Origin of the sequence: uncultured Thiocystis sp. (genome assembly GCF_903866365.1) — a bacterium.
Classification (GTDB): Bacteria; Pseudomonadota; Gammaproteobacteria; order Chromatiales; family Chromatiaceae; genus Chromatium.
In genome coordinates, this window is sequence record NZ_CAIPNF010000302.1 from 1 (window position 1) to 22,330 (window position 22,330).

The following is a 22,330-nucleotide window of genomic DNA, read 5'->3' on the forward strand; positions in this document are numbered from 1 at the left end:
CACCGTCACCAAGATCCTGGAAGCCTATTTCTGGGAACCGGTCGCCGTGGACACCCTTGAGCAGCGCTTCGAGGTCGCGACGGAAGCGGTGCCCTGGATCCAGGTCAGTCCTGGAGACCGCTGCCTGATCCGGGACGCCCGACTGCGCGGAACCGATTCCGGGCTCGGTTTCGCCGAGGCCTTTTCACTGATCCGCATCGATCTGATTCCGCCTGGATTTCGCCAGCGTCTGATCGATCGCGAGATTGGCATCGGCGTGCTGATTCGCGACAGCGGCCTGGAGAGCTATCGCGAGGTGCTGGACGTCGGTCTGGATCGCACCGCGGACGGCGCGGCGGCGGTGTTTCGGACGTACCGCATCTTCATCGATAAACGTCCGGTGATTCTGATCACCGAATATTTCCCGCTCGCGCTCTACCGTTGAACCGCGTCCCACCCACATCGAATGCCCGAGGTCATCCCCAATGGAAATCGGACCGCGCGAACTCGTCACCCCCTTCAGACCTATTCCGCTGGAGATCCCCGAGGGCATGAAGCCCAACGAATTCTTCAACAGCACGGAGAATCTCAACGATCTGGTAAACCGCAACGGACTGCTGGTCAATCCGGAAGACCTGCTGCTCTATCGCAAAGCCCTGGGGCATTCGCTCGCGTTCGACTGCTCCATTCTCTACAACACCTCCCAGCGCATCCTGAATCCGCTGGGGCGCCCGGTGCGCCGCACCCAGGTGCCCGAACCGGTCAAGCGGGTCTGGAATCGGATGAACCAGATCCTCATCGGCGACATGATCGAGCAATATCCGGATCCGAATGAGGCATTGGTACTGGCCGGCGAGGCGAGCCTGGATGCCACCTGGCCCCTGACCTCGCCGGGGGTGCCCAGCATTCGCATGCTGCACAACCATTTCATCGTCTTCCCGATGGCCGATCTGCGCGCGGCGCCACTCGCACGGCGGGAGAATCCCAATCTCACCGATGGCGGCCAGCACAGCCTGTTTCAGGCTCACATGCGCGAGGTCTATCAGCGCTTCTTCGACGAGGCGCTGGATCTGCGCATTCTGCGCGTGGCGGATGCCGCGGAATCTCGGCTGACACTCACCGGCTATCCCGAAGGGTTGCCCTGCTGGGAAATCACCGGTGGGGTAGAAGCATTGAAGGAGGTGCGGTTCTGGCGCGAGTACGACGCCATCCTGGAGGGTTTCCTGGATTTTTATCGGACCTTCTTTTCGCAGGTCTCCACCCGCAACGCCCCAATCCTGCCGGATGTCCGCTTTCGGCAACCGGTGGAGGAGGTGCTGCTGTTCGACCGCGATTTCATGGCCACCGCCAAGACGGTGCGCGACCGCTGTCTCCGCGAACCGGCCTATGCCAATTCGATCCGCTGGGAGCCGGCCTTCAAGCAGATTATCTTCCGGAACGAGACCGGCCGACTGCTGGTGACCATCAGCCAGAATTCCATCGGCAATGCCATCACCGAGTTGCTCGGCGTGGTGGTGAAGCGGGTGCCGGACGCCAGTGGGTATGGACGCGCGGAGCCCGCGCTGATCGAGCGGCTGCTGGAGGTTCGTCAGCATTTGATCGACGCCGACCTAGGCGACGGGATCGGCACCGAGCAATGGACCGCTCGGCTTGGGCAAGCCGGCGATCCGGATACCGGCTCCGACGTTACCGCGCCATCATCTGCCCCATGATGGCCTGAATCGTCGGGTGCGCCATCAGTCGCTGGATGCGCGCATCCCCGCGCAGCCGCTCCAGGTCGCCGGACAGGATCAGACGCGTTAACTCGGGGTCCGACAGGACGGCCTGGATCTCGGGATCGTTCTGAAGCGCCGAGACCTGTCCCATCAGCCCTGGATCGCTCGCCAGTTGTTGTTGGATGGCGGCAATCTCCGTCCCGTATCCGGGGATCCCGGACGCTGGCGGGTGAGACATCGACGCCGAACCGCCAGGCTGGATCGAGCGGATCTCCGACTCGGGAACCAGAATCTCGCCCAGGGCCGCGGATCGAATCCGATAACGCCCCCCTTCGATCGCGACCAGTTCGCCGGACAGGACGCTGCCGTCGGCGAGTTCGATGCGGCTCGTCTCGGCCGCGACCTGGCTAGTCGCGGCCAGGGTCATCATGACGAGCGACCCCGCGAAGAGTCGGCGGATTGGTGTTGCGGAAAACATCGTCACCCCATGCCTGAAGATCATATCGGTGGATCAATGGTATTCTGACGGCCGCTCAGAAACAGCTCCGTGTCACGGATATTCGCGCATGAACCTGTTCTTCGTCATCCTCATCCCCTTCGTGGGGGCCGGCCTGACCGGCTGGATGTCCCGCTTCGGGCGGACACCATCCGCCTGGACCGCGGGAGGCGTGACCCTCCTTGCGCTGCTCTGCCTGATGCCGTCCGCCGCCGTGCCCTTCCTCGGCGAGACCCTCGTGCAACGCTGGCCGTGGATTCCGGACATCGGCCTGGATCTGGCCCTGCGCCTGGACGGACTCGGTCTCCTGTTCGCCCTGATGATCCTCGGGATCGGTCTGCTGATCATCCTCTACGCCCGCTATTATCTGTCGGCGCGCGACAGTCTGAGCCTGTTCTATGCCTATCTGCTGCTCTTCATGGGCTCCATGCTCGGCATCGTGCTATCGGAAAATCTGATTCTGCTGCTCATGTTCTGGGAGCTGACCAGTCTCACGTCCTTTCTGTTGATCGGCTTCTGGCGCGAGCGCGAGGACGCCCGCAAGGGCGCGCGCATGGCGCTCACCATCACCGGTCTGGGCGGACTGGCGCTGCTCGGCGGTTTCCTGCTGCTGGGCGAGATGGCGGGCAGTTACGATCTGTCGACGATCCTGGCGTCCGGCGACCGGGTCCGCGCCCATCCGCTCTACACCCCGATGCTGGTCCTGATCCTGCTCGGCGCCTTCACCAAATCGGCGCAATTCCCCTTCCATTTCTGGCTGCCGCATGCGATGGCCGCGCCCACGCCGGTGTCCGCCTATTTGCACTCGGCCACCCTGGTCAAGGCTGGGGTCTTTCTGCTGGCGCGCCTGTTTCCGGTGTTGTCGGGCACCCCCGAATGGTCCTGGCTGGTTGGCGGCGCGGGGCTCGCGACCCTGCTGGTGGGCGCCTGGTTCGCGCTGTACAAGCATGATCTCAAGGGGCTGCTGGCCTATTCCACCATCAGTCATCTGGGGCTGATCACGCTCCTGTTCGGGATCGGCACGCCCCTGGCGGCGGTCGCCGGGGTCTTTCACATCATCAATCACGCGACCTTCAAGGCGTCGCTGTTCATGGCGGCCGGCATCATCGATCACGAGTGCGGCACCCGCGACATGCGCCGCGTCAACGGTCTATGGAAATTCATGCCCTATACCGCCACCCTGGCGATGGTGGCGGCGGCCGCGATGGCGGGCGTGCCGCTCTTTAACGGGTTTCTGTCCAAGGAGATGTTCTTCGCCGAGACGGCGACCTTTTACACCGAACATGACTGGGGCTGGCTGCTGCCGCTGGTCGTGGTGATCGCCGGCATGCTGGCGGTCGCCTACTCGCTACGCTTCACCCACGATGTCTTTTTCAATGGCGATCCGATCGATCTGCCGCGCACACCCCACGAACCGCCGTTCTGGATGAAGGCCCCGGTGGGGGTGCTGGTGGCGATCTGTCTGCTGGTGGGCATCCTGCCCATGCTCACGGTGGAGCCGATCCTCACGGTGGCGGTCGCGAGCGTGCTGCAAACGCCTTCGCCGGTCCATAATCTCGCCATCTGGCATGGCGTCAATCTGCCCTTCCTGATGAGTCTTGCCGCGCTCCTGGGCGGTCTGCTGATCTATGCGGCCAGACGCCCGCTGTTTACCCTGGCCGCACAGTTGGAGGGGCGGCTGGATGCACAGGCGGTTTATCGCTGGACACTCGGACGGGTCATCGCGTTCGCCGCCTGGATCACTCGGCACCTGGAGACCGGATCGCTGCAACGCATGCTCCTGCTGTTCGTCCTGTCCGTTCTGACCCTGGGCGTGGCGGGGTTCGTCGGCAGCGGCTCGCCGCTGACCGGCACCCGCGCGACGCTCCCGGTCGATATCCTCGGCGTGCTCGTCACGGTGGGGATACTGGCCGCGGCCATCGGCACCCTGGCGCTGCATCGTCGCCGGTTGACGGCCCTGATCGTCATGGGCGCGCTGGGTCTGCCGGTCGCGCTGATTTTCGTCCAGTTCTCCGCGCCGGATCTGGCCCTGACCCAGCTCACGGTGGAGGTCGTGACTATTGTCCTGCTGCTGCTGGCGCTCTATTTTCTGCCGCAGCGCAGTCCGGTCGAATCCAGCCGGGGGACGCGCATTCGCGATCTGGGCGTCGCGGCACTGGCCGGCGCCGGAACCGCGGCGTTGACCTGGTCGATTCTGACGCGCCCCTTCGCGAGCATCTCCGACTATTTTCTGGTCAACAGCCTGCCGGGCGGCGGCGGCACCAATGTGGTCAACGTGATCCTGGTCGATTTTCGGGGCTTCGACACCCTGGGCGAGATCACCGTGCTGGCGCTGGCCGGTCTCGGGATCTATGCCATGCTCCGCGATCTGCGTCTGCACGGTCCCACCCAGGATGCCGACGGACGCCCCTGGAACTGGGATCTTCACCCCAGCATCATGGCGGCCCTGACGCGGCTCCTGCTGCCGCTCGTACTGCTGGTGTCGGTCTTCATCCTGCTGCGCGGCCACAACCTGCCAGGCGGCGGCTTTATCGCCGGACTCATCGCCGCCGTCGGCCTGATCATGCAATATCTGACCAATGGCGTGGAATGGACCCACCGCCGACTTTCCGACAATCTGCATCCGGTCATCGGCGCGGGTCTGCTGATCGCCCTGCTCACCGGGCTGGCGAGCCTGGCGCTGGGTTATCCCTTCCTGACCTCGGCCTTCACCCATGTCCATTGGCCTATCGTCGGCGATTTCGAGCTGGCCTCGGCGATGGCCTTCGACCTGGGCGTCTATCTGGTGGTGGTGGGCGCGACCCTGTTGATTCTGATCCATCTGGGTTTGCTGCACCGGGCCAGTCATGCAACTTCGCTCAACCCTCCGGAGCCACGCTGAATGGAAGCCTTGATCAGCCTGATCGTTGGCGTCCTGACCGCCTGCGGGGTCTATCTGATCCTGCGCGGGCGCACCTTTCCGCTGGTGCTGGGGCTCACGCTCCTGTCCTACGCCGTCAACCTCTTTCTCTTCGCGACCGGACGACTCGCCATCGGCCTGCCGCCGATCATTGACCCGAACCTCGCGAAACCGGTCGGCGGTTACACCGATCCGCTGCCCCAGGCGCTGGTGCTCACGGCCATCGTCATCGGTTTCGCGATGACCGCCTTCCTCATCATGCTGGCGCTCAAGGCGCGCGCCGAGTTGGGGAACGATCATGTCGACGGTCGACCGGACCCTGGAGACCGCGCGTGAATCCTCTGGTCATCGCCCCCGTGCTCCTGCCGCTGCTGGCGGGGACGCTGCTTCTGCTACTGCGCGGCACCCTCTCGCTCCGGGTTCGGCGCGGTCTGAATCTGACCATGGTCGCCATTCAGATCCTGCTCGCGACCGTCCTGCTCATGACCGTTAGTGAAGGCGACATTTTGGTCCATACGCTCGGCAACTGGCCGGCGCCTTATGGCATCGTGCTGGTGGCGGACCCTCTGGCGGCCTGGATGCTGCTAATCACCGCCATCCTCGCCTGGTTTGCCCTGCTATTCGCCGTGCGCGGCACCGACACGGGCAGTCGGCACTTCCATCCGCTGTTTCAGTTGCAGTTGTTCGGTCTCAACGGCGCCTTTCTGACCGGCGATCTATTCAATCTCTTCGTCTTTTTCGAGATCCTGCTGCTCGCCTCCTACGGGCTGCTGCTGCATGGCGGCGGTGCCCGACGCACCCGCGCGGGTCTGCATTTCGTCGCCCTGAATCTGGCCGGATCGACCCTCTTCCTGTTCGCGGCGGGGACGCTCTATGGCACGCTGGGGACGCTGAACATGGCCGATCTGGCGGTGAAGGTCGCCGCCGCGCCGCCCGAGAATCTGGGTCTGGTCCGCGCCGCCGGGCTGCTGCTGTTCGGTGTCTTCGCACTCAAGGCCGCGCTGATTCCGCTGCATCTCTGGCTGCCCGCGGCCTATGCCTCCACCTCCGCGCCAGTGGCGGCGCTCTTCGCCATCATGACCAAGGTCGGGGCCTATTGTCTGCTGCGGGTCGGGACGCTGATCTTTGGCGAGGACGCGGGGCCAGTGGCGAATCTCTATAGCGACTGGCTGCTGACGCTGGCGCTGATCACTTTGATCGTGGGGGCGCTCGGGGCATTGTCGGCCACTGAACTGCGTCGACAGATCGCCTATCTGGTGGTGGTTTCGGTGGGGCTTCTGCTCACCGCCTTCGGACTCGGCACGCCGGCGGCGATCGGCGCCGGACTCTATTATCTCGCCCACGCCACCTTTGCCGCGGCGGCTCTTTTCCTGTTGGCCGACATCATTGCCAGCGGGCGGGGCGCGTCGCTGGATCGACTCACTCCCGGCCCCGCCATCCCGCGTGCGGGACTCATTGGCGGATTCTTCTTCATCGCCGCCGTGCTGATCGCGGGGCTGCCACCGCTCTCCGGTTTCCTCGGCAAATTCCTGGTGCTCAAGGCCGCGCTCGTCGATCCCGCCTGGCCCTGGGCGATGGGTCTGGTGCTGACCTCGGGACTGCTGGGCATGATCGCCCTGACCCGTTCGGGGAGCCTGTTGTTTTTGCGTGCCGACGGAAGGTCCGGGGCGACGCCGGCGAGTGCCGGCGATTTGGCGCCAATTGTTGGTTTGCTGGCACTCTGTCTGGCCTTGACGATCTGGGCCGGTCCCATCCTCGGCTTCGCGCACACGGCAGCCGAGCAAGCGCTGCGACCACAGACTTACATCCAGGTCGTGCTCGGCCCCACGACGCGGACGGAACCTCGATGAAACTCCGGCTTTTCCCGCATCCCGTCCTGACCCCGCTCATCGCCTTGATCTGGCTGCTTCTGGCGAATAGCCTGGCGCCCGGACAGATTCTGCTTGGCCTGCTGTTGGGCTGGGCGATTCCCATCTTCACCCTGCGCTTCTGGCCGGAACGCATCCGCATCCATCGGCCGCTGACCCTGTTCCGTTTTCTGCTCCTGGTGCTCTACGACATTCTGGTCGCCAATCTCAACGTCGCCTTGCTCATCCTGCGCGGACCGCGCCGGCTGACCCCGGCCTTCGTGACGGTCCCGCTCGATCTGCGCTCGGAGCTTGGCATCAGCCTGCTCGCCAATACCATCTCGCTGACCCCCGGCACTGTCTCGTCCTGGCTGAGTCCGGATCGGCGCAGTCTGGTGGTGCACGGTCTGCATGTCCGCAATCCGGACGCCCTCGCGGCAACCCTCAAGCGCCGCTACGAGGCGCCCCTGCTTAAGGTCTTCGAGCCATGCTGAATCTCGCCGTCACGATCGCCCTGGGGCTGGTCTCCGCCGCCTTCGCACTGACCCTCTGGCGTCTGCTGCGCGGACCGGATCAGCCTGATCGCATCCTCGCGCTCGACACGCTCTCTGTGAACGCCATTGCCCTACTGGTCCTGCTCGGCATCCATCTCGATTCCTCGCTCTATTTCGAGGCGGCGCTTTTGATCGCCATGATGGGCTTCGTCGGAACGGTCGCGCTCTGCAAATATCTGCTGCGCGGCGACATCATCGAATAGGTCATGCCATGCTGGAAATCCTGCTGTCCGCGCTCATCCTGATCGGCGCGCTCTTCACCTTCATCGGCTCGCTGGGGCTGGCGCGTCTGGGCGATTTTTATACCCGTCTGCACGGCCCGACCAAGGCCACTACGCTGGGGGTGGGCAGTCTGCTGATCGCGTCCATGATCCATTTCAGCACCCAGGGCAACGGGGCGAGCTTTCATGAAGTCCTGGTGACGATTTTCCTCTTCATCACCGCTCCGGTCAGCGCCCATCTGCTGTCCAAGGCCGCGCTGCACCTGCGGGTGAAGTCGCTGGCGAACGTGCCGCCGCGGATTGACGAGGCCGATTCAGGCACGGACAGTCGGTAATTGGCCAATCACCGGTTTGTACGTCGGCTCGGCCTGAATCAAGCGGCGTCGGTGCTGACGCGGTTTGATGTCACCAACGCTGGGCGGCGATGTCATCCGACTCCCTTGACTCGACCCAGCGTTCGCCCTGCTCGGTTTGCTCCTTTTTCCAGAAGGGCGCTCGGGTCTTCAGATAATCGATCAGGAATTCGCAGGCGCGGAAGGCATCGCTGCGGTGTCGGCTGACGACGCCGACGAACACGATAGAATCCTGCGGCTCCAGCACTCCTACTCGGTGAACGATGCTGACGCCCTCCAGCTCCCAGCGCGCGATCGCCTCCTCGGCGATCTCGGCCAGCGCCTTCTCGGTCATGCCAGGATAATGTTCCAGGGTCATACGGGACACCGCCACCCCCTCGTGGAGATCGCGCATCAGGCCGACGAAGGTGACGAGCGCGCCCACGCGGGGATTGCCTCGCCACAATGCCGACTGCTCGGCTGCAAGATCGAAGGGCTCGGTCTGGATCCGGATTCGCGGCATCAGACGCTCCATGGGATCCGGTTTTGCTGACTCTGCTCGGACTGCGGCTCCGCGACAAGTCGTCGCGGGCCGCAGTGCAAACCGCATCAACCAATGGGTGCAACACCCATCAGCGCACGGTGCAGCCAGAACAGGAAGAGCAGATAGACACCCAGACCGCCAACCATGGCGATGGCATCGTTAGTCTGACTCTGCGGCGCGCCGGGAACCGGCGGACCCGCCCGACGCTTGAGCGAGATCCGATCCGCCACGGCCCAGGCCAGGAAGGCGCCGAACAGGAGCAGATCCGCGAGAGTGCCGTTGGCCAACAGGTGACCAAAGGCCCAGATTTTGACCGCAAGCAACATGGGATGTTTGGTGGTGGTCTGGATGCGCCCCGGCAGATAGGCGGCGAACAGCAATGGAAAGATCGGCAGCATCAGCAGCAAATTGAGGTGTCTCATCCAGCCCGGCGGCTCATAGAGGACGATGGCCGACAGGCGCGCCTCCCCGTACCCCCAAACGATCAGGACGAAGCCCGCCAGCGAGATCAAGCCATAGACGGCCTGCCAGGGGATGACGCCAAAGCGATCGACGACCGTTGTCCGCAACCCCGGCTTGACGATGGAGACCGAGTGAGCCCCCAGAAACAAAATCAGACCTAGAATCAGTACTACCATGCGTCAACTCCTCTGATTGGTTTGGGTGCGTTTAGCGCTTCAGGGATTCCGCCGCCGGATGACGCTCCTGCCTCGCCAGAAAACCATCCAAGGCATTCGCGAATACCTGCCGGTCGCGCGCGCCCAGTGTCGCGGGACCGCCGGTGTCCACGCCAGTAGAGCGTAAGGTGTCCATAAAGTCGCGCAGGTTCAGGCGTTCGCGGATATTGTCCTGGGTATAGATCTCGCCACGGGGATTCAAGGCATGGGCATCCTTGGCGATGACCTCGGCGGCCAACGGGATGTCGGCGGTAATCACCAGGTCGCCCGGTTCCAGGCGTTTGACGATTTCATCGTCGGCGACATCGAATCCCGGCGCGACCTGGATGGCGCGGATGAGTCGCGATGGCGGCAGATTCATGGGCTGATTGGCGACCAGGGTCACCCGGACGCCAACCCGTTCGGCGGCGCGGAACAGAATGTCCTTGATGACTCTTGGGCAGGCGTCGGCGTCGACCCAGATGTGCATGTGGCCTCCTGAACCAGTACCCAGGGTTTAACGACCACCGCCCAGAGACTGGCGTTGGTCTCGAACCAGTGTCTGGCCTGTCGATCCGGAACCGGGACGATGCTCCCTTGCGCCATCTCGGCGTCAATCATCCGTGCGTCATCGCGCGCGATCAAGAGAGCAATCTCGATGAGGTCGAGACTGTCCCGGACCCAGATGACCTTACCTTGAGCAAAGAAACGTTGCAGATCCCGCCAGGGAATCCGCGCCGTCTCCTGGTTGAGTTGGCAGCGATCATCCTCTTCGGGGTCGATCCCCGCGGCCGTCGTCCCTTTCGGTCTGTCGTCAATCGGCCTCATCGGTCCGATCCGCGGGAAGCTCGGCATCGGTCGATTCGGAAAGGATGTCCTCTTCGACGGACTCGGACTCGGCGCGCGCTGGCTCATGGACCATGATCAATCCGCCAAGGGGCGGGAGCGCGATCGGGATCGAATAGGGACGCCCCATCCAGCTCACGGGTTCCGCTTCCACGCCACCCTGATTGCCGACATTGCTGCCGCCATAGACCTCGGCGTCCGAATTCATGGCCTCCCGATAAAAACCGGGCTCGGGTACGCCGATTCGGTAATTGTTACGCGGTACTGGCGTGAAATTGAACGCGGCGGCGACGAAATCCTGACCGGATTTGCTCTTGCGGATGTAACTCAGCACCGACTGCGAGCTATCGTGACAATCGATCCATTCAAACCCCGAGGCGTCGAAATCGATTTCGTGCAGCGCGGGCAATTCGCGGTGCAGACGATTCAGATCGGAGACCAGCGTTTTCAAGCCCAGATGCTGGGGACGTTTAAGTAACTCCCAGTCCAGCGACCCGGAAAAGTCCCATTCGGTTCCCTGTCCGAATTCGCAGCCCTGGAACAGGAGTTTCTTGCCGGGGTAACTGAACATGAAGGTGTAGAGCAGACGCAGACTGGCGAATTTCTGCCAGCCGTCGCCCGGCATCTTGTCCAGCATGGACTTTTTACCGTGCACCACCTCATCGTGCGAGAAAGGCAGCACGAAGTTCTCGGTGAAAGCGTACAGCAGGCCGAAGGTCAACAGGTCATGGTGGAAATGACGGTAGATGGGATCCTTCTGCATGTAGGAGAGGGTATCGTGCATCCAACCCATGTTCCATTTCATGCTGAACCCGAGACCGCCCAGATAGGTCGGGCGCGAGACCGCCGGCCAGGCGGTCGATTCCTCGGCGATCATCAGGGTGCCGGGATGCTGCTCATGGGTCACGGTATTGAGCTGGCGCACGAAATCCACGGCATCGAGATTCTCGTTGCCGCCGTATTTGTTCGGGATCCATTCGCCGGCGTTGCGCGAGTAATCCAGATAGAGCATGGAGGCAACGGCATCGACGCGTAGCCCATCAAGATGGAATTCGTCCAGCCAGTAAAGCGCGCTGGAGAGCAGGAAGTTCTTCACCTCGTTGCGCCCGAAGTTGAAGATCAGGGTGCCCCAGTCCTTGTGCTCGCCCATGCGCGGATCGGCGTGCTCGTAGAGCGCCGTGCCATCGAAACGCGCCAGTGCGTAGGCGTCTTTCGGGAAATGCGCCGGCACCCAGTCCAGCAAGACGCCAATCCCCTTGCCATGCAGATAATCGACGAAAAAGCGGAAATCGTCCGGCGTGCCGAAGCGCGCGCTCGGGGCGAAATAGCCGGTGCACTGATAGCCCCAGGAGGCATCGAGCGGATGCTCGGTAATCGGCATCAGCTCGATATGGGTGAAGCCCAGCTCGGTGACATAATCGCCGAGTTGTTTAGCCAGGATTCGATAGTTGAGGAAATTGCCATCGGCGTCGCGCATCCAGGAGCCAAGATGGACTTCATAGACCGAGAATGCCTGGCGCTGCCAATTCGACGCCGCGCGCGCCTTCAGCCAGTCCGCGTCGGCCCATTTGAAGCGACTTTCGGGGCAGATAAGCCCGGCGGTCTGCGGCCGTTCCTGGAAGGCCTGGGCATAGGGGTCGATCTTGATGTGGATATTGGTGTCGCGGTCGCGGATCTCGTATTTATAGAAACCGCCAGTCTCCAAGCCAGGGATGAACAGCTCCCAGATGCCGCTGCCGCCGCGCACGCGCATGGCATGCACGCGACCGTCCCACTGGTTAAAATCGCCGACGACGCTCACCCGCTCCGCATTCGGCGCCCACACCGCGAACTGAACCCCGGAAACGCCTTCCACCTCGCGCAGATGCGAACCCAGAAAACGATAGGCGTGCCAATGACGCCCCTCGCCAAACAGGTGGATGTCGAAATCTGCAAGCTGGACGGGGAAACAGTAGGGGTCATGAGCGCTGTGCGTGAGACCGGCCGCATCCTGCCACGCAATGCGATAACGCTCGGGAACCTTAGCGGCAGCGCCTTCCCAGATAAAGAAATCGGAGCCTTCGATCCGGTTGAGCGCCTCGCCGGCTTCCACCAGAATCGCGCTTTCGGCCATGGGCAGAAACGCGCGGACTACCGCCTGCTGTTCGTTGACGTGACGGCCCAACACCTCGAAAGGGTCGTAATGGCGCGCCTCGACGATACGCAGCAGGGGTTCCGGGAGCTTTGATGCGGAGCCTTTTGCGGATGCCATGTCGTTCGTGTTCCTCTGCTGAGTCTGAGCCGGCCCCGATCCCAAGATCCAGGGGTTGGAAGTAATCTTAATGGTATCATAGGGTGATCGTTCAAATGCTGACTCGTCCTTAGACGACAGGAGAAAAGATGCCCCATTCCAATCCCAGGTTCATTAGTCGCCTGACCCGTGACACGCTGGCGCTGATCCTGGCCGGCGGGCGGGGTTCCCGGCTGAAGCACCTGACCGCCTGGCGCGCCAAACCCGCCGTTCCCTTCGGCGGCAAGTTCCGCATCATCGATTTCCCGCTGTCCAACTGCATCAATTCGGGCATCCGCCGGATCGGCGTGCTGACCCAGTACAAGGCGCATTCGCTCATCCTGCATATCCAGAAAGGCTGGGGATTTCTGCGCGGCGAGTTCGGCGAGTTCGTGGAGCTGTGGCCGGCCCAACAGCGGGTTGCGGAGACCGCCTGGTATGCCGGAACCGCGGACGCCGTGTTCCAGAATCTGGACATCATCCGCGATCACAACCCCGAATACATCCTGATCCTGGCCGGCGATCACATCTATAAGATGGATTATGGCGCCATGATCGCCTACCACGTCGAAAGCGGCGCCGACATGACGGTTGGCTGTCTCGAAGTCGAGGCCGATCGGGCGAGCGAGTTCGGTGTCATGTCGGCGGACGCGGACAATCGGGTGCGCAGTTTCGCGGAAAAGCCAGCCAAACCAGAAACCATTCCGGGCAAGCCGGGCAAAAGCCTGGCGTCCATGGGGATCTATGTCTTCAATCGTGCCTTCCTCTTCGAGCAACTCATCAAGGACGCCGACACGCCCGGCTCCAGCCATGATTTTGGCAAGGACATTATCCCGACCGTCATCAAACTCTATCGGGTGATGGCCTATACCTTCCGCGACCCGATCAGCGGCGAGCTGGCCTATTGGCGCGATGTCGGCACGCTCGATGCCTTCTGGGAGGCCAATCTGGAATTGATCGGCGTCACCCCGCCGCTGAATCTCTATGACAAAAACTGGCCGATCTGGACCTATCAGGAGCAGTTGCCACCCGCTAAGTTCGTGTTCGACGACGAGGCGCGCCGCGGCATGGCGGTCGATTCCATGGTCTCGGGCGGTTGCGTCATTTCCGGTTCCACGGTTCGTCACTCGCTGCTGTTCTCCAATGTGCGAGTGAATTCCTATGCCTATGTGGCGGATTCGGTGGTGCTGCCCGACGTGACAATCGGGCGCAACTGTACCGTCCGGAATGCCATCCTCGACCGCTACTGTCATCTTGAGGAAGGGACGGTGATCGGGCTGGATCCCGAGGCTGATCAAAAGGCCGGATTCCTGGTCAGCGAGGGCGGCGTGACGCTGGTCACCCCGGAAATGCTCGGCCAGGACGCCAATCACGTTCGCTAAGATGAAGATCGTTCTGAATGGATCTTCCCGGGAGATTGCCGACGGAACTCTGGTGTCCGAGCTTGTCGAAGCGTTGGCCCTTGGCGGCCAGCGTTTCGCCGTCGAGATCAATGCCGAATTGATTCCGCGCAGCCGTTTCGCCGAGCATCGCCTCAACCCCGATGACAAGGTCGAGATCATCCAGGCCGTTGGCGGCGGATGATGCCAGGCGTCCAGCCTCTCTCTCATCAACCTTTTTGCAAGCACCCCACAACAGCCTCATGTCTAACGTGACTCAGAACAGCGACCCACTCATCATCGCCGGCAAGGAATACCGCTCGCGCCTCCTGGTCGGCACCGGCAAATACAAGGATATCGACGAAACCGCCAGCGCCATCGCGGCCAGCGGCGCCGAGATTGTCACCGTGGCAGTACGCCGCACCAACATGGGCCAGAACCCCGGCGAGCCGAACATCCTCGATGTCCTGACGCCCGACCGCTACACCATCCTGCCTAACACCGCCGGCTGCTACGACGCCGAGACCGCCATTCGCACCTGCCGGCTGGCGCGCGAACTGCTCGACGGTCACAACCTGGTCAAGCTGGAAGTGTTGGGCGACGAAAAAACCCTGTTCCCGGACGTGATCGCAACCCTCAAGGCCGCCGAAGTTCTGGTCAAGGACGGCTTCGATGTCATGGTCTACACCAACGACGACCCCATCGTCGCGCGCGAACTCGAAGCCATCGGCTGTATCGTCATCATGCCGCTCGCCGCGCCCATCGGCTCGGGCCTGGGCATCCGCAATCCGCTCAACATCCGCACCATCGTCGAGAACGCCAAGGTTCCGGTGCTGGTCGATGCTGGCGTCGGCACCGCCTCGGATGCCGCCGTGGCCATGGAACTCGGTTGCGACGGCGTGCTCATGAACACCGCCATCGCCGCCGCCAAACATCCGGTACTGATGGCCAGCGCCATGCGCAAGGCCATCGAGGCCGGGCGCGAGGCTTTCCTCGCCGGACGCATGCCCGCCAAGCGCTTTGCCTCGGCCTCCTCGCCGATCGAAGGTCTGTTCTTCTGAGGACATGACCGGTCGCCATTGTCCGCCAATGGCGACCGGTATCCGCAATCCGGCCGTCAGCATCGCACCCATCCGATCGCCTCGTCGAGACCCGCCCGTGAACCCGTCAACCGATTCGTCCACCCCCTCCTGGCATCGCGCTATCCGCAGTTTCGTGCTGCGCGAGGGTCGCCTGACCCTCGCCCAGGAACGCGCCTTCCGCGAACTCTGGCCGCGCTTCGGTCTGGACTGGAGTCCCGGCGTCACGCTCGATTGCGGAGCGATCTTCGGCAACGACCGGCCGGTGGTGCTGGAGATCGGCTTCGGTAACGGCGATTCGCTGGCCGAGATGGCGGAGCGCGATCCCGCGCGCAACTGGCTCGGGATCGAGGTCCATCGCCCTGGCGTGGGTCATTTGCTGCTGGAGATCGAGCGGCGCGCGCTGACAAATCTGCGGATCGTTCGGCATGACGCCGTCGCGGTGCTCGCGCGCGGCATCCCGCCTGCCAGTCTCGACGCCGTGCAGTTGTTCTTTCCCGATCCCTGGCCCAAGCGGCGTCATCGCAAGCGGCGCATCCTGAGTCCTGAACTGGTGGACCTGCTGGCACAAGCGATCCGTCCGGGCGGGATCTTCCACGCCGCGACCGATTGGGAACCCTATGCCGAACAGATGCTGGACACCCTGGACGCGGCCGCCGACCGGTTCGAAAACGCCGCCGGCCAAGGCCAATTCGCGCCCCGTCCCGCCTTCCGTCCACTGACCCGGTTCGAGCAGCGCGGCGAACGGCTTGGACATCGGGTCCGCGATCTGCTGTTTCGGCGTCGCTGATGGCCGGGTTGCGGCTCGACGCCATCGGGCATCGCCTCCTGGCCCCGGTCAATCTCACGCTGGCGGCCGGTGAGCTGGTCTTCCTGTCCGGCCCGTCCGGTTCGGGCAAAAGCCTGCTGCTGCGGGCGGTCGCGGATCTGGATCCCAACGCGGGCGAGGTCTGGCTGGGCGACGCGGCGCGCTCCGCCATGACCCCGCCATACTGGCGGCGGCGGGTCGGTCTGTTACCGGCGGAATCCTTCTGGTGGGCCGAGTCGGTCGGCGAGCATTTCCCCGTGACCAAGACGGCCAGCGCATCTGCGCCGCCGCCGATAGTCGGCTGGCTCGCTCAATTGGGCTTCGATCCGGATGTCCTGAACTGGTCCATCGCGCGGCTGTCGACCGGCGAACGTCAGCGCCTCGCTCTGGTCCGGCTGCTGTCCCAGGAACCCGAGGCGCTGCTGCTCGACGAGGCGACCGCCAATCTCGATCCCGCAGGCCGCGAGCGCGTCGAAACGCTGGTCGAGACCTATCGCCGCAATGCGCGGTGCGCCGTGCTCTGGGTCAGCCACGACCCCGGGCAACGTCGTCGGCTCGGCGGGCGATCCTACGTCATTCGCGACGGCCGTCTGGAGCCCGAGTCATGATCCTGATCCATCTGACGCCCTGGGATCTGACGCTGGCCTCGGTCCTGGTGCTCCTGTTGGCGGCCATGTCCTGGCGGCTGCGCCTGGGGGTCGAGCGCCGGATTCTGATCGCCGCGACGCGCAGCGCGGTCCAACTCATGCTGGTGGGCTTCGTGCTCAAATTCCTGTTCGCGCAAACCAGCCTGCCGCTGATCGCGCTCATGATGCTGGTCATGCTGTCGGCGGCCGGGTTCGAGGTGATGCAGCGCCAGAAACGGCGCTATCGCGGTCTCTGGGGCTACGGCATCGGCGCCTTTTCGATGTTTCTCTCCTCCTTCACCGTGACCCTCTTGGCGCTCACGGTCATCATCGGCGTCGAGCCCTGGTACCAGCCGCAGTATCTGATTCCGCTGCTCGGCATGCTGCTTGGCAACGCCATGAGCGGGGTTGCCATCGCGCTCGACAGCCTGACCCGTCAGGCATGGGAGTCGCGCGGCAAGATCGAGGCGCGTCTGCTGGCGGGCGGAACCTGGGAAGAGTCCATCGAGGACATCCGGCGCGAGTCGCTGCGCGCGGGGCTCATTCCCATCGTCAACGCCATGGGCACCGCCGGTCTGGTGAGTCTGCCGGGCATGATGACCGGTCAGATCCTCGCCGGCAGCCCGCCCCTGGAAGCCGCGAAATATCAGTTGCTCATCATGTTCTTGATCTCCGCCGGGACCGGTCTGGGCTCGGTGGCCGCCGTCTGGCTGGGTTCCAGACGGCTGTTCGACGACCGTCAACGACTGCGACTGGACCGGCTGGCCGAGGCGGACGGGCGGCACTGACGCAGAAACATCGCGGGACTTTATTCGGGCTTCCAGTCTGGGTCGAGAATCTCCTGAATTGCCCACGGACACTGTTCGGGAAAGAGATCCAACCCGGTTTCCTCGATCGCTTTCGAGACAGCATCCGCCCAGACCTTTGTCCACCATGCCGCATCGTTCAGCGTGGCCTTGAGACTGGGGACGCTCTCCAGATGAACGCTCAGCGCATTGCGCTGGACGCGGATGATGGTCTGCCAACTCCGGCCACGCCTTTCCGGCTGGAATCGCCATTTCAGCAGATGCGCCAGCAGGACCGCCATTCTGCTGGCCAGTTCACGCTGCTCGCTTTTGCCCACGTCTTCAATCTCCTCCGCCAGATGCTCGATATCAAGGAGATCGAACCGCCCGGCACGCAGTAAGCTGGCCTGCTCGTTCGCCCAGGCAATCACATCCCGCTCATACGCAAGGTTGGTGGTCATCGGCGCCTCCGCGAGAAATCCCGTGCTGAAGGGTTGCCTCTCCCGGCAACCCCGGCATGCGTCCAATTCAATCAAATCGACCCCGCAACGTGATACGCGCGGCTCAATTCATGCACCGCGGCGACCATGGCGCCCGCATGTTCCGGATTGACGTCCGGCGTGATGCCGTGGCCAAGGTTGAAAATATGGCCTGGACCCTGGCCATAGCTGGCCAGCACCCGCGCGACTTCCTCGCGAATCCGTTCCGGCGAGGCATAGAGTGCGCAGGGATCGAGATTGCCCTGGAGCGCGACCCGATCCCCGACCAGGCGACGGGCATCCGCCAGATCCGTGGTCCAATCCACTCCAAGCGCGTCGCAGCCGGTGTTGGCCATCTCGCCCAGCCACTGTCCGCCATTCTTGGTAAAGAGGATGACGGGAACCTTTCGGCCCTCGGCCTCGCGGGTCAGACCTTCGATCACGCGCTGCATGTAGGCGAGCGAAAATTCGCGATAGTTGGCCGGCGCCAGCACACCGCCCCAGGTATCGAAGATCATCGTCGCCTGCGCCCCACGGGCAATCTGCGCATTCAGGTAGACCGTCACCGCATCCGCGGTCTTGGCCAGCAAACGATGCAGCAGATCCGGGCGATCGAACATCATCCCCTTGATCTGCGAGAAGTTCTTCGCGCCGCCGCCCTCGACCATATAGGTGGCGAGCGTCCAGGGACTGCCCGAAAAGCCGATCAGCGGGACGCGACCCTGGAGTTCGCGCCGGATCGTGGAGACCGCATCCATGACATATTTCAGCTCGCCTTCCGGATCCGGTATCCCGATCCGATCCACATCGGCCTCGGAGCGGACCGGACGCTCGAAGTGCGGCCCCTCGCCCTCCGAGAAATAAAGCCCCAGACCCATGGCGTCGGGCACCGTCAGAATATCCGAGAAGAGGATGGCGGCATCCAACGGAAAGCGCTCCAAGGGTTGCAGAGTGACCTCGCAGGCCAGTTCCGGATTTTTGCAAAGATCCATGAAGCTGCCAGCCTTCGCGCGGGTCGCACGGTACTCGGGCAGGTAGCGGCCCGCCTGGCGCATCATCCACACCGGAGTGTAATCAACAGGTTCGCGCAGCAGTGCGCGCAGGAAGGTGTCATTGGTCAGTGAGGTCATGAGGCGTGCCCGAGCAGTGTTTTAGTGGAATGTCTCGCATGATTTGGCTGGGCATTCTACTACGGGATGAGCTTCGCGGGATCTCTCCATCCAAGAACCAGAAATAAACATAACGTGTTTATCGCCTGCTTCACTTGGAAAAACACTTGATTTTATATAACCCTCCTTTGCGACCCTCGATCAAACCCTCAAGCGTTTGAAGAGCCATCAGGGCGAGTTGCTGCTGGTGCTTCTGCGCCCGGACATCCCACTGCACACCAACGGCAGCGAGAACAACATCCGTGGCGACGTCAAATGGCGCACGCTCGGCGGCGGGATCCGCGGCGATCTGGGACGCCGTTGCCGCGACACCGTTGCCAGCCTCAAGAAAACCTGCCGCAAGCTCGGGATTTCCTTCTGGGACTAACTCAAATGACCGCATCGGACAGGTCGGAGATTTCCCGCCCTTGCCGGAAATCATGCGCGAACGGGCTTTGGCCGCATCGGGCGTGCCGTGAGTTATTGAGAACTTACCTTTAACGCCAATCACGTCTGGATGGACCAGTCCGAGTAGCGCCAGGGCGCACCGCGTTTGCCCGTTGGCTCCGGCGTCCGGCGCTGGGCGATCGCTTCCTGATCGAACCAGAACATGATGTCCCCACGTGCCACCAGCGCCCGGTCGGGCGCTGGCCAAGTTGGTGATCCGATCGGTCGCCTTCTTGGTGGCGGGGGGCTTCGCTTGTCGGGTCCGTGGATGGCATATATGAGGCTTGCTGAAAGGTGAAACGATGGTCAGCTTAAGCAGGGGTCGGCGGATTTATGCACCAACGCCCCTCCAATCCGACATCAAACCTGTTAATCTCCGGTAAGCTACGAGTTGGTTTTTATGTCCCAGACCCGATCTAGCCTGAAAGCGTTGCGGCAAGACAGACCACTTCGCATAACGCAACGGTCAACGAGGTATGTCTTAGAATGAATGCAAAGATTTTGAACATCCTACTCTGGATTGCCGTCACTTTCTGGCTAGTCATGATGCTAAACACCATGACTTCACCAGAGCAAACCGAATCGCGCTCGTTGAGCTACAGTCAGTTTCTGCAAGAGCTGACTGATGGATCGATCCGCGAAGTGACGATCCAGGATCAGACAATCAAGGGTGTTCGCACCGATGGCTCGCGTTTCGAGACCTTCGATCCGGGCGACCCCGGGCTGGTCGGCGACCTGCTGAAGCAGTCGGTGACGATTCGTGCCCAGCCGCCGGCTTCGCCAAGCATTTTCATGCAGATGCTGGTCGCCTGGCTACCCTTCCTGCTGCTGGCGGGCGTTTGGATCTGGCTCATGCGCCGTAGCGCGGGCGGCGGCGGTGGCGCTGGCGGCATCTTCAATTTCGGCAAAAGCCGTGCCCGGCAACATGCCGAGGGCGATGTCAAGGTGACCCTGCGGGATGTCGCGGGCGTCGAAGAAGCCAAGGAAGAAGTCGGCGAACTGGTCGATTTCCTGCGCAACCCGCAGAAATTCACCAATCTAGGCGGGCGGATTCCGCGCGGGGTGCTGATGGTCGGCCCCCCCGGTACCGGCAAGACGCTGCTTGCGCGCGCCATTGCCGGCGAAGCCAAGGTGCCCTTTTTCAGCATCTCCGGTTCGGACTTCGTCGAGATGTTCGTCGGCGTCGGCGCCTCGCGGGTCCGGGATCTCTTCGAGCAGGCCAAGAAGACCGCGCCCTGCATCATCTTCATCGACGAAATCGACGCCGTCGGACGCAAGCGCGGCGCGGGACTGGGCGGCGGACACGACGAGCGCGAACAAACCCTCAATCAGCTCCTGGTCGAAATGGACGGTTTCACGGGCAACGAGGGCGTCATCGTGATCGCGGCCACCAACCGCGCCGACGTCCTGGATCCAGCGCTGCTTCGCCCTGGCCGTTTCGACCGTCAGGTCGTGGTCGGTCTCCCGGATCTCGCCGGGCGCGCGGCCATCCTGGAGGTACACATGCGCAAGGTGCCCATCGCCGAGGATGTCGATGCCCGGACCATCGCCCGCGGCACGCCCGGATTCTCCGGTGCCGATCTGGCCAATCTCGTCAATGAGGCCGCCCTGTTCGCGGCGCGCTCCGGCGATACCGAAGTCTCAATGTTTATGTTCGAGAAGGCCAAGGATAAGATCATGATGGGGGCCGAGCGGCGCAGCATCGTCATGTCCGAGTCCGAAAAGAAACTGACGGCGTATCACGAATCCGGACATGTGATCGTCGGCCGACTGGTTCCGGAGCACGATCCCGTGCACAAGGTCAGCATCATCCCGCGTGGACGGGCGCTGGGCGTCACCATGTTCCTGCCCGAACGCGACCGCTACAGCATGAGCAAGCGTCAGCTGGAAAGCCAGATTTCCAGCTTGTTCGGCGGACGTTTGGCCGAGGAAATCATTTTCGGGCCAGAGCACGTCACCACGGGCGCCTCCAACGATATCGAGCGTGCCACGGATATCGCGCGCAACATGGTGACGCGATTTGGACTCTCGGATGGCCTGGGGCCGCTCGCTTATGCCGAGGACGAGGGCGAGGTCTTCCTGGGACGCTCCGTCACCCAGCATCGCCAGGTCTCGCCCGAAACCGCTCAATCCATCGACAAAGAGGTCAGAACCATCATCGACCGCAATTATCAGCGCGCCAAGCGCTTGCTCGACGAGAATCTTGGCAAGCTGCACACGATGGCCGAAGCCTTACTGAAATTCGAGACCATTGGCAGGGATCAGATCGACGACATCATGAACGACCGCCCGATGCGCGATCCAGAGGATAACAGCGGACATTCGAAACCCACGGCGGACGGAGGCAGCAATGCCCCTCAGGGGGGCTCGCGCAAACAGCCCCCAATCGCGATCGATAGCATCTAAACCACACCAGCATCGACGTTTGCTCGTTAGGCCGATGGCCGCCGGGCAGACGTCGCGTAAGTAAGATCGCGCGCGGGTTAGCGCGCTCCTAAGCGCGGCATATCAAGAAGTCGTCCGGTAGGGACGATGAACAGCCTCATCGCGGTAATGCACATCGATCCAGCAACGCGGCAAGGGCTCGTCTGAGACAAAGACGAGTTCGGACTTGTCGAAGCTCTCCGGATCCTGCAACTCTTCACCGGCATGATAACGACCGACGATCAACCGGCGCAGCGGGTTAAAGAGGTCTCTTTGACTCAAGACCTCAACCAATTTCCCCGTCGAATTTTGCTTGAGAAACATCGCTAGCCCTCCTCTCTGGGTGAACTCCACCGTCATTTCTCAGTATGGCACTTGGTCGCACACTGACAAGCGATCAACGGGTCTCTCGCAACAGGAGACGGTCTTCTGGGATGCGATGCTGGGACGCGACCGGATTCGCCGCGGGACTGGCGGATCGGAATGCACTGATGATGCGCAGACACTGAACCTGTTGCACCGCGCGCGTTCTATAGTCGCTGTGAAGAAACGCTGATTCAGGGCGGGCGAGCGGTCGCAAGACCGGCCTGCTTCTGGTGCTTGACGCACTTGTTTCGTGCGGATTAGGTTTGATCATCCGGCATCGCTTCTCCGGTTTCAGCCCTATACGTCGCCGACAGGTTGCGGTGCGGGGTTGAACCGATTCAGGCATCCGATGCGCCGTACATGCGTCGGTCGCACCGCGCCTGACGCTGGGGGTGTCGTCGCTGACTCTGTTTGACTCACAATGGCGTAAT

26 protein-coding genes are annotated in these 22,330 nt (G+C 62.7%); 16 read left to right on the forward strand and 10 right to left on the reverse strand.

The features are described 5' to 3' along the window. On the forward strand, positions 1-424 hold a 424-nt coding region (locus QZY07_RS17165), incomplete at its 5' end, for a chorismate pyruvate-lyase family protein (RefSeq protein WP_295405372.1). Positions 425-464: 40 nt separating this feature from the next. Further along, positions 465-1,691 carry a hypothetical protein gene (locus tag QZY07_RS17170; RefSeq protein WP_295405374.1) on the forward strand — a complete coding sequence of 409 codons (1,227 nt, stop codon included), beginning with the start codon at positions 465-467 and terminating at the stop codon, positions 1,689-1,691. On the opposite strand, the gene QZY07_RS17175 is transcribed toward QZY07_RS17170, so the two are convergent. Further along, the gene (locus QZY07_RS17175; protein ID WP_295405376.1) at positions 1,666-2,172 is read right to left on the reverse strand and encodes a hypothetical protein; all 507 of its coding nucleotides are present in this window, start codon (positions 2,170-2,172) and stop codon (positions 1,666-1,668) included. The two genes, QZY07_RS17170 and QZY07_RS17175, sit on opposite strands and share 26 nt — an antisense overlap. 88 nt (positions 2,173-2,260) lie before the next feature. Between QZY07_RS17175 and QZY07_RS17180 the strand changes: the two genes are divergently transcribed. The 6 genes from QZY07_RS17180 to QZY07_RS17205 are packed head-to-tail and all read left to right on the forward strand — an operon-like array spanning position 2,261 to position 8,046. Beyond that, positions 2,261-5,071 (forward strand): monovalent cation/H+ antiporter subunit A, encoded by a 2,811-nt coding sequence (locus QZY07_RS17180; RefSeq protein WP_295405378.1) that lies wholly within the window; start codon positions 2,261-2,263, stop codon positions 5,069-5,071. Next, the gene (locus QZY07_RS17185) at positions 5,072-5,425 is read left to right on the forward strand and encodes a Na+/H+ antiporter subunit C (protein WP_295405379.1); all 354 of its coding nucleotides are present in this window, start codon (positions 5,072-5,074) and stop codon (positions 5,423-5,425) included. Then, positions 5,422-6,939 (forward strand): monovalent cation/H+ antiporter subunit D, encoded by a 1,518-nt coding sequence (locus tag QZY07_RS17190; RefSeq protein ID WP_295405381.1) that lies wholly within the window; start codon positions 5,422-5,424, stop codon positions 6,937-6,939. Before QZY07_RS17185 ends, QZY07_RS17190 begins: the two co-directional genes overlap by 4 nt. Next, positions 6,936-7,430, forward strand: coding sequence for a Na+/H+ antiporter subunit E (locus QZY07_RS17195; RefSeq protein ID WP_295405383.1), 495 nt, complete (start codon positions 6,936-6,938; stop codon positions 7,428-7,430). The genes QZY07_RS17190 and QZY07_RS17195 overlap by 4 nt, the downstream gene beginning before the upstream one ends. Further along, positions 7,424-7,693 (forward strand): K+/H+ antiporter subunit F, encoded by a 270-nt coding sequence (locus QZY07_RS17200; RefSeq protein ID WP_295405385.1) that lies wholly within the window; start codon positions 7,424-7,426, stop codon positions 7,691-7,693. Before QZY07_RS17195 ends, QZY07_RS17200 begins: the two co-directional genes overlap by 7 nt. 8 nt (positions 7,694-7,701) lie before the next feature. Beyond that, positions 7,702-8,046: a Na+/H+ antiporter subunit G gene (locus QZY07_RS17205; RefSeq protein ID WP_295405386.1), complete on the forward strand. Its 345-nt coding sequence runs from the start codon at positions 7,702-7,704 to the stop codon at positions 8,044-8,046. A 70-nt stretch (positions 8,047-8,116) separates the two neighbouring features. On the opposite strand, the gene moaE is transcribed toward QZY07_RS17205, so the two are convergent. The 5 genes from moaE to glgB form a co-directional block, all read right to left on the reverse strand. After that, positions 8,117-8,566 carry a molybdopterin synthase catalytic subunit MoaE gene (moaE, locus tag QZY07_RS17210; protein WP_295405388.1) on the reverse strand — a complete coding sequence of 150 codons (450 nt, stop codon included), beginning with the start codon at positions 8,564-8,566 and terminating at the stop codon, positions 8,117-8,119. Positions 8,567-8,652: 86 nt separating this feature from the next. Further along, entirely contained in the window at positions 8,653-9,225 is a 573-nt protein-coding gene (locus tag QZY07_RS17215; protein WP_295405390.1) for an NnrU family protein, read from the reverse strand. Between the two features lie 31 nt (positions 9,226-9,256). Further along, the gene (locus QZY07_RS17220) at positions 9,257-9,733 is read right to left on the reverse strand and encodes a YaiI/YqxD family protein (protein WP_295405392.1); all 477 of its coding nucleotides are present in this window, start codon (positions 9,731-9,733) and stop codon (positions 9,257-9,259) included. After that, a complete protein-coding gene (locus tag QZY07_RS17225) occupies positions 9,646-10,071 on the reverse strand; it encodes a DUF2288 domain-containing protein (RefSeq protein WP_295405394.1) in 426 nt (141 codons plus the stop codon). Before QZY07_RS17225 ends, QZY07_RS17220 begins: the two co-directional genes overlap by 88 nt. Next, positions 10,058-12,340 carry a 1,4-alpha-glucan branching protein GlgB gene (gene glgB, locus QZY07_RS17230; RefSeq protein WP_295405396.1) on the reverse strand — a complete coding sequence of 761 codons (2,283 nt, stop codon included), beginning with the start codon at positions 12,338-12,340 and terminating at the stop codon, positions 10,058-10,060. The genes QZY07_RS17225 and glgB overlap by 14 nt, the downstream gene beginning before the upstream one ends. Positions 12,341-12,468: 128 nt before the next feature. Between glgB and glgC the strand changes: the two genes are divergently transcribed. From glgC to fetB, 6 genes are all read left to right on the forward strand, one after another. After that, a complete protein-coding gene (gene glgC / locus QZY07_RS17235) occupies positions 12,469-13,740 on the forward strand; it encodes a glucose-1-phosphate adenylyltransferase (protein ID WP_295405398.1) in 1,272 nt (423 codons plus the stop codon). Between the two features lies 1 nt (position 13,741). Continuing rightward, complete coding sequence (thiS, locus tag QZY07_RS17240) at positions 13,742-13,942, forward strand: sulfur carrier protein ThiS (RefSeq protein ID WP_295405400.1); 201 nt, start codon at positions 13,742-13,744, stop codon at positions 13,940-13,942. 58 nt (positions 13,943-14,000) lie between these two features. Then, positions 14,001-14,798 (forward strand): thiazole synthase, encoded by a 798-nt coding sequence (locus QZY07_RS17245; RefSeq protein WP_295405402.1) that lies wholly within the window; start codon positions 14,001-14,003, stop codon positions 14,796-14,798. Positions 14,799-14,895: 97 nt separating this feature from the next. Then, positions 14,896-15,606 carry a tRNA (guanosine(46)-N7)-methyltransferase TrmB gene (trmB, locus tag QZY07_RS17250; RefSeq protein WP_295405403.1) on the forward strand — a complete coding sequence of 237 codons (711 nt, stop codon included), beginning with the start codon at positions 14,896-14,898 and terminating at the stop codon, positions 15,604-15,606. Then, positions 15,606-16,232 carry an ATP-binding cassette domain-containing protein gene (locus tag QZY07_RS17255; RefSeq protein WP_295405406.1) on the forward strand — a complete coding sequence of 209 codons (627 nt, stop codon included), beginning with the start codon at positions 15,606-15,608 and terminating at the stop codon, positions 16,230-16,232. The genes trmB and QZY07_RS17255 overlap by 1 nt, the downstream gene beginning before the upstream one ends. Continuing rightward, complete coding sequence (gene fetB / locus QZY07_RS17260) at positions 16,229-17,038, forward strand: iron export ABC transporter permease subunit FetB (RefSeq protein ID WP_295405408.1); 810 nt, start codon at positions 16,229-16,231, stop codon at positions 17,036-17,038. Before QZY07_RS17255 ends, fetB begins: the two co-directional genes overlap by 4 nt. A gap of 20 nt (positions 17,039-17,058) precedes the next feature. On the opposite strand, the gene QZY07_RS17265 is transcribed toward fetB, so the two are convergent. Beyond that, on the reverse strand, positions 17,059-17,496 hold the full coding sequence (locus QZY07_RS17265; protein ID WP_295405410.1) for a DUF29 domain-containing protein: 438 nt from the start codon (positions 17,494-17,496) through the stop codon (positions 17,059-17,061). A 71-nt stretch (positions 17,497-17,567) separates the two neighbouring features. Then, positions 17,568-18,644, reverse strand: a complete 1,077-nt coding sequence (hemE, locus tag QZY07_RS17270; protein ID WP_295405412.1) for a uroporphyrinogen decarboxylase — start codon at positions 18,642-18,644, stop codon at positions 17,568-17,570. A gap of 196 nt (positions 18,645-18,840) precedes the next feature. Between hemE and QZY07_RS17275 the strand changes: the two genes are divergently transcribed. Continuing rightward, on the forward strand, positions 18,841-19,050 hold the full coding sequence (locus QZY07_RS17275; RefSeq protein ID WP_295405414.1) for a hypothetical protein: 210 nt from the start codon (positions 18,841-18,843) through the stop codon (positions 19,048-19,050). Between the two features lie 119 nt (positions 19,051-19,169). On the opposite strand, the gene QZY07_RS17280 is transcribed toward QZY07_RS17275, so the two are convergent. After that, entirely contained in the window at positions 19,170-19,292 is a 123-nt protein-coding gene (locus QZY07_RS17280) for a transposase (RefSeq protein ID WP_295405416.1), read from the reverse strand. 303 nt (positions 19,293-19,595) lie between these two features. Between QZY07_RS17280 and ftsH the strand changes: the two genes are divergently transcribed. Beyond that, positions 19,596-21,515 carry an ATP-dependent zinc metalloprotease FtsH gene (gene ftsH / locus QZY07_RS17285; protein WP_295405418.1) on the forward strand — a complete coding sequence of 640 codons (1,920 nt, stop codon included), beginning with the start codon at positions 19,596-19,598 and terminating at the stop codon, positions 21,513-21,515. Positions 21,516-21,617: 102 nt separating this feature from the next. On the opposite strand, the gene QZY07_RS17290 is transcribed toward ftsH, so the two are convergent. Next, a complete protein-coding gene (locus QZY07_RS17290; RefSeq protein ID WP_295405420.1) occupies positions 21,618-21,857 on the reverse strand; it encodes an acetyltransferase in 240 nt (79 codons plus the stop codon). Between the last annotated feature and the right edge of the window lie 473 nt (positions 21,858-22,330).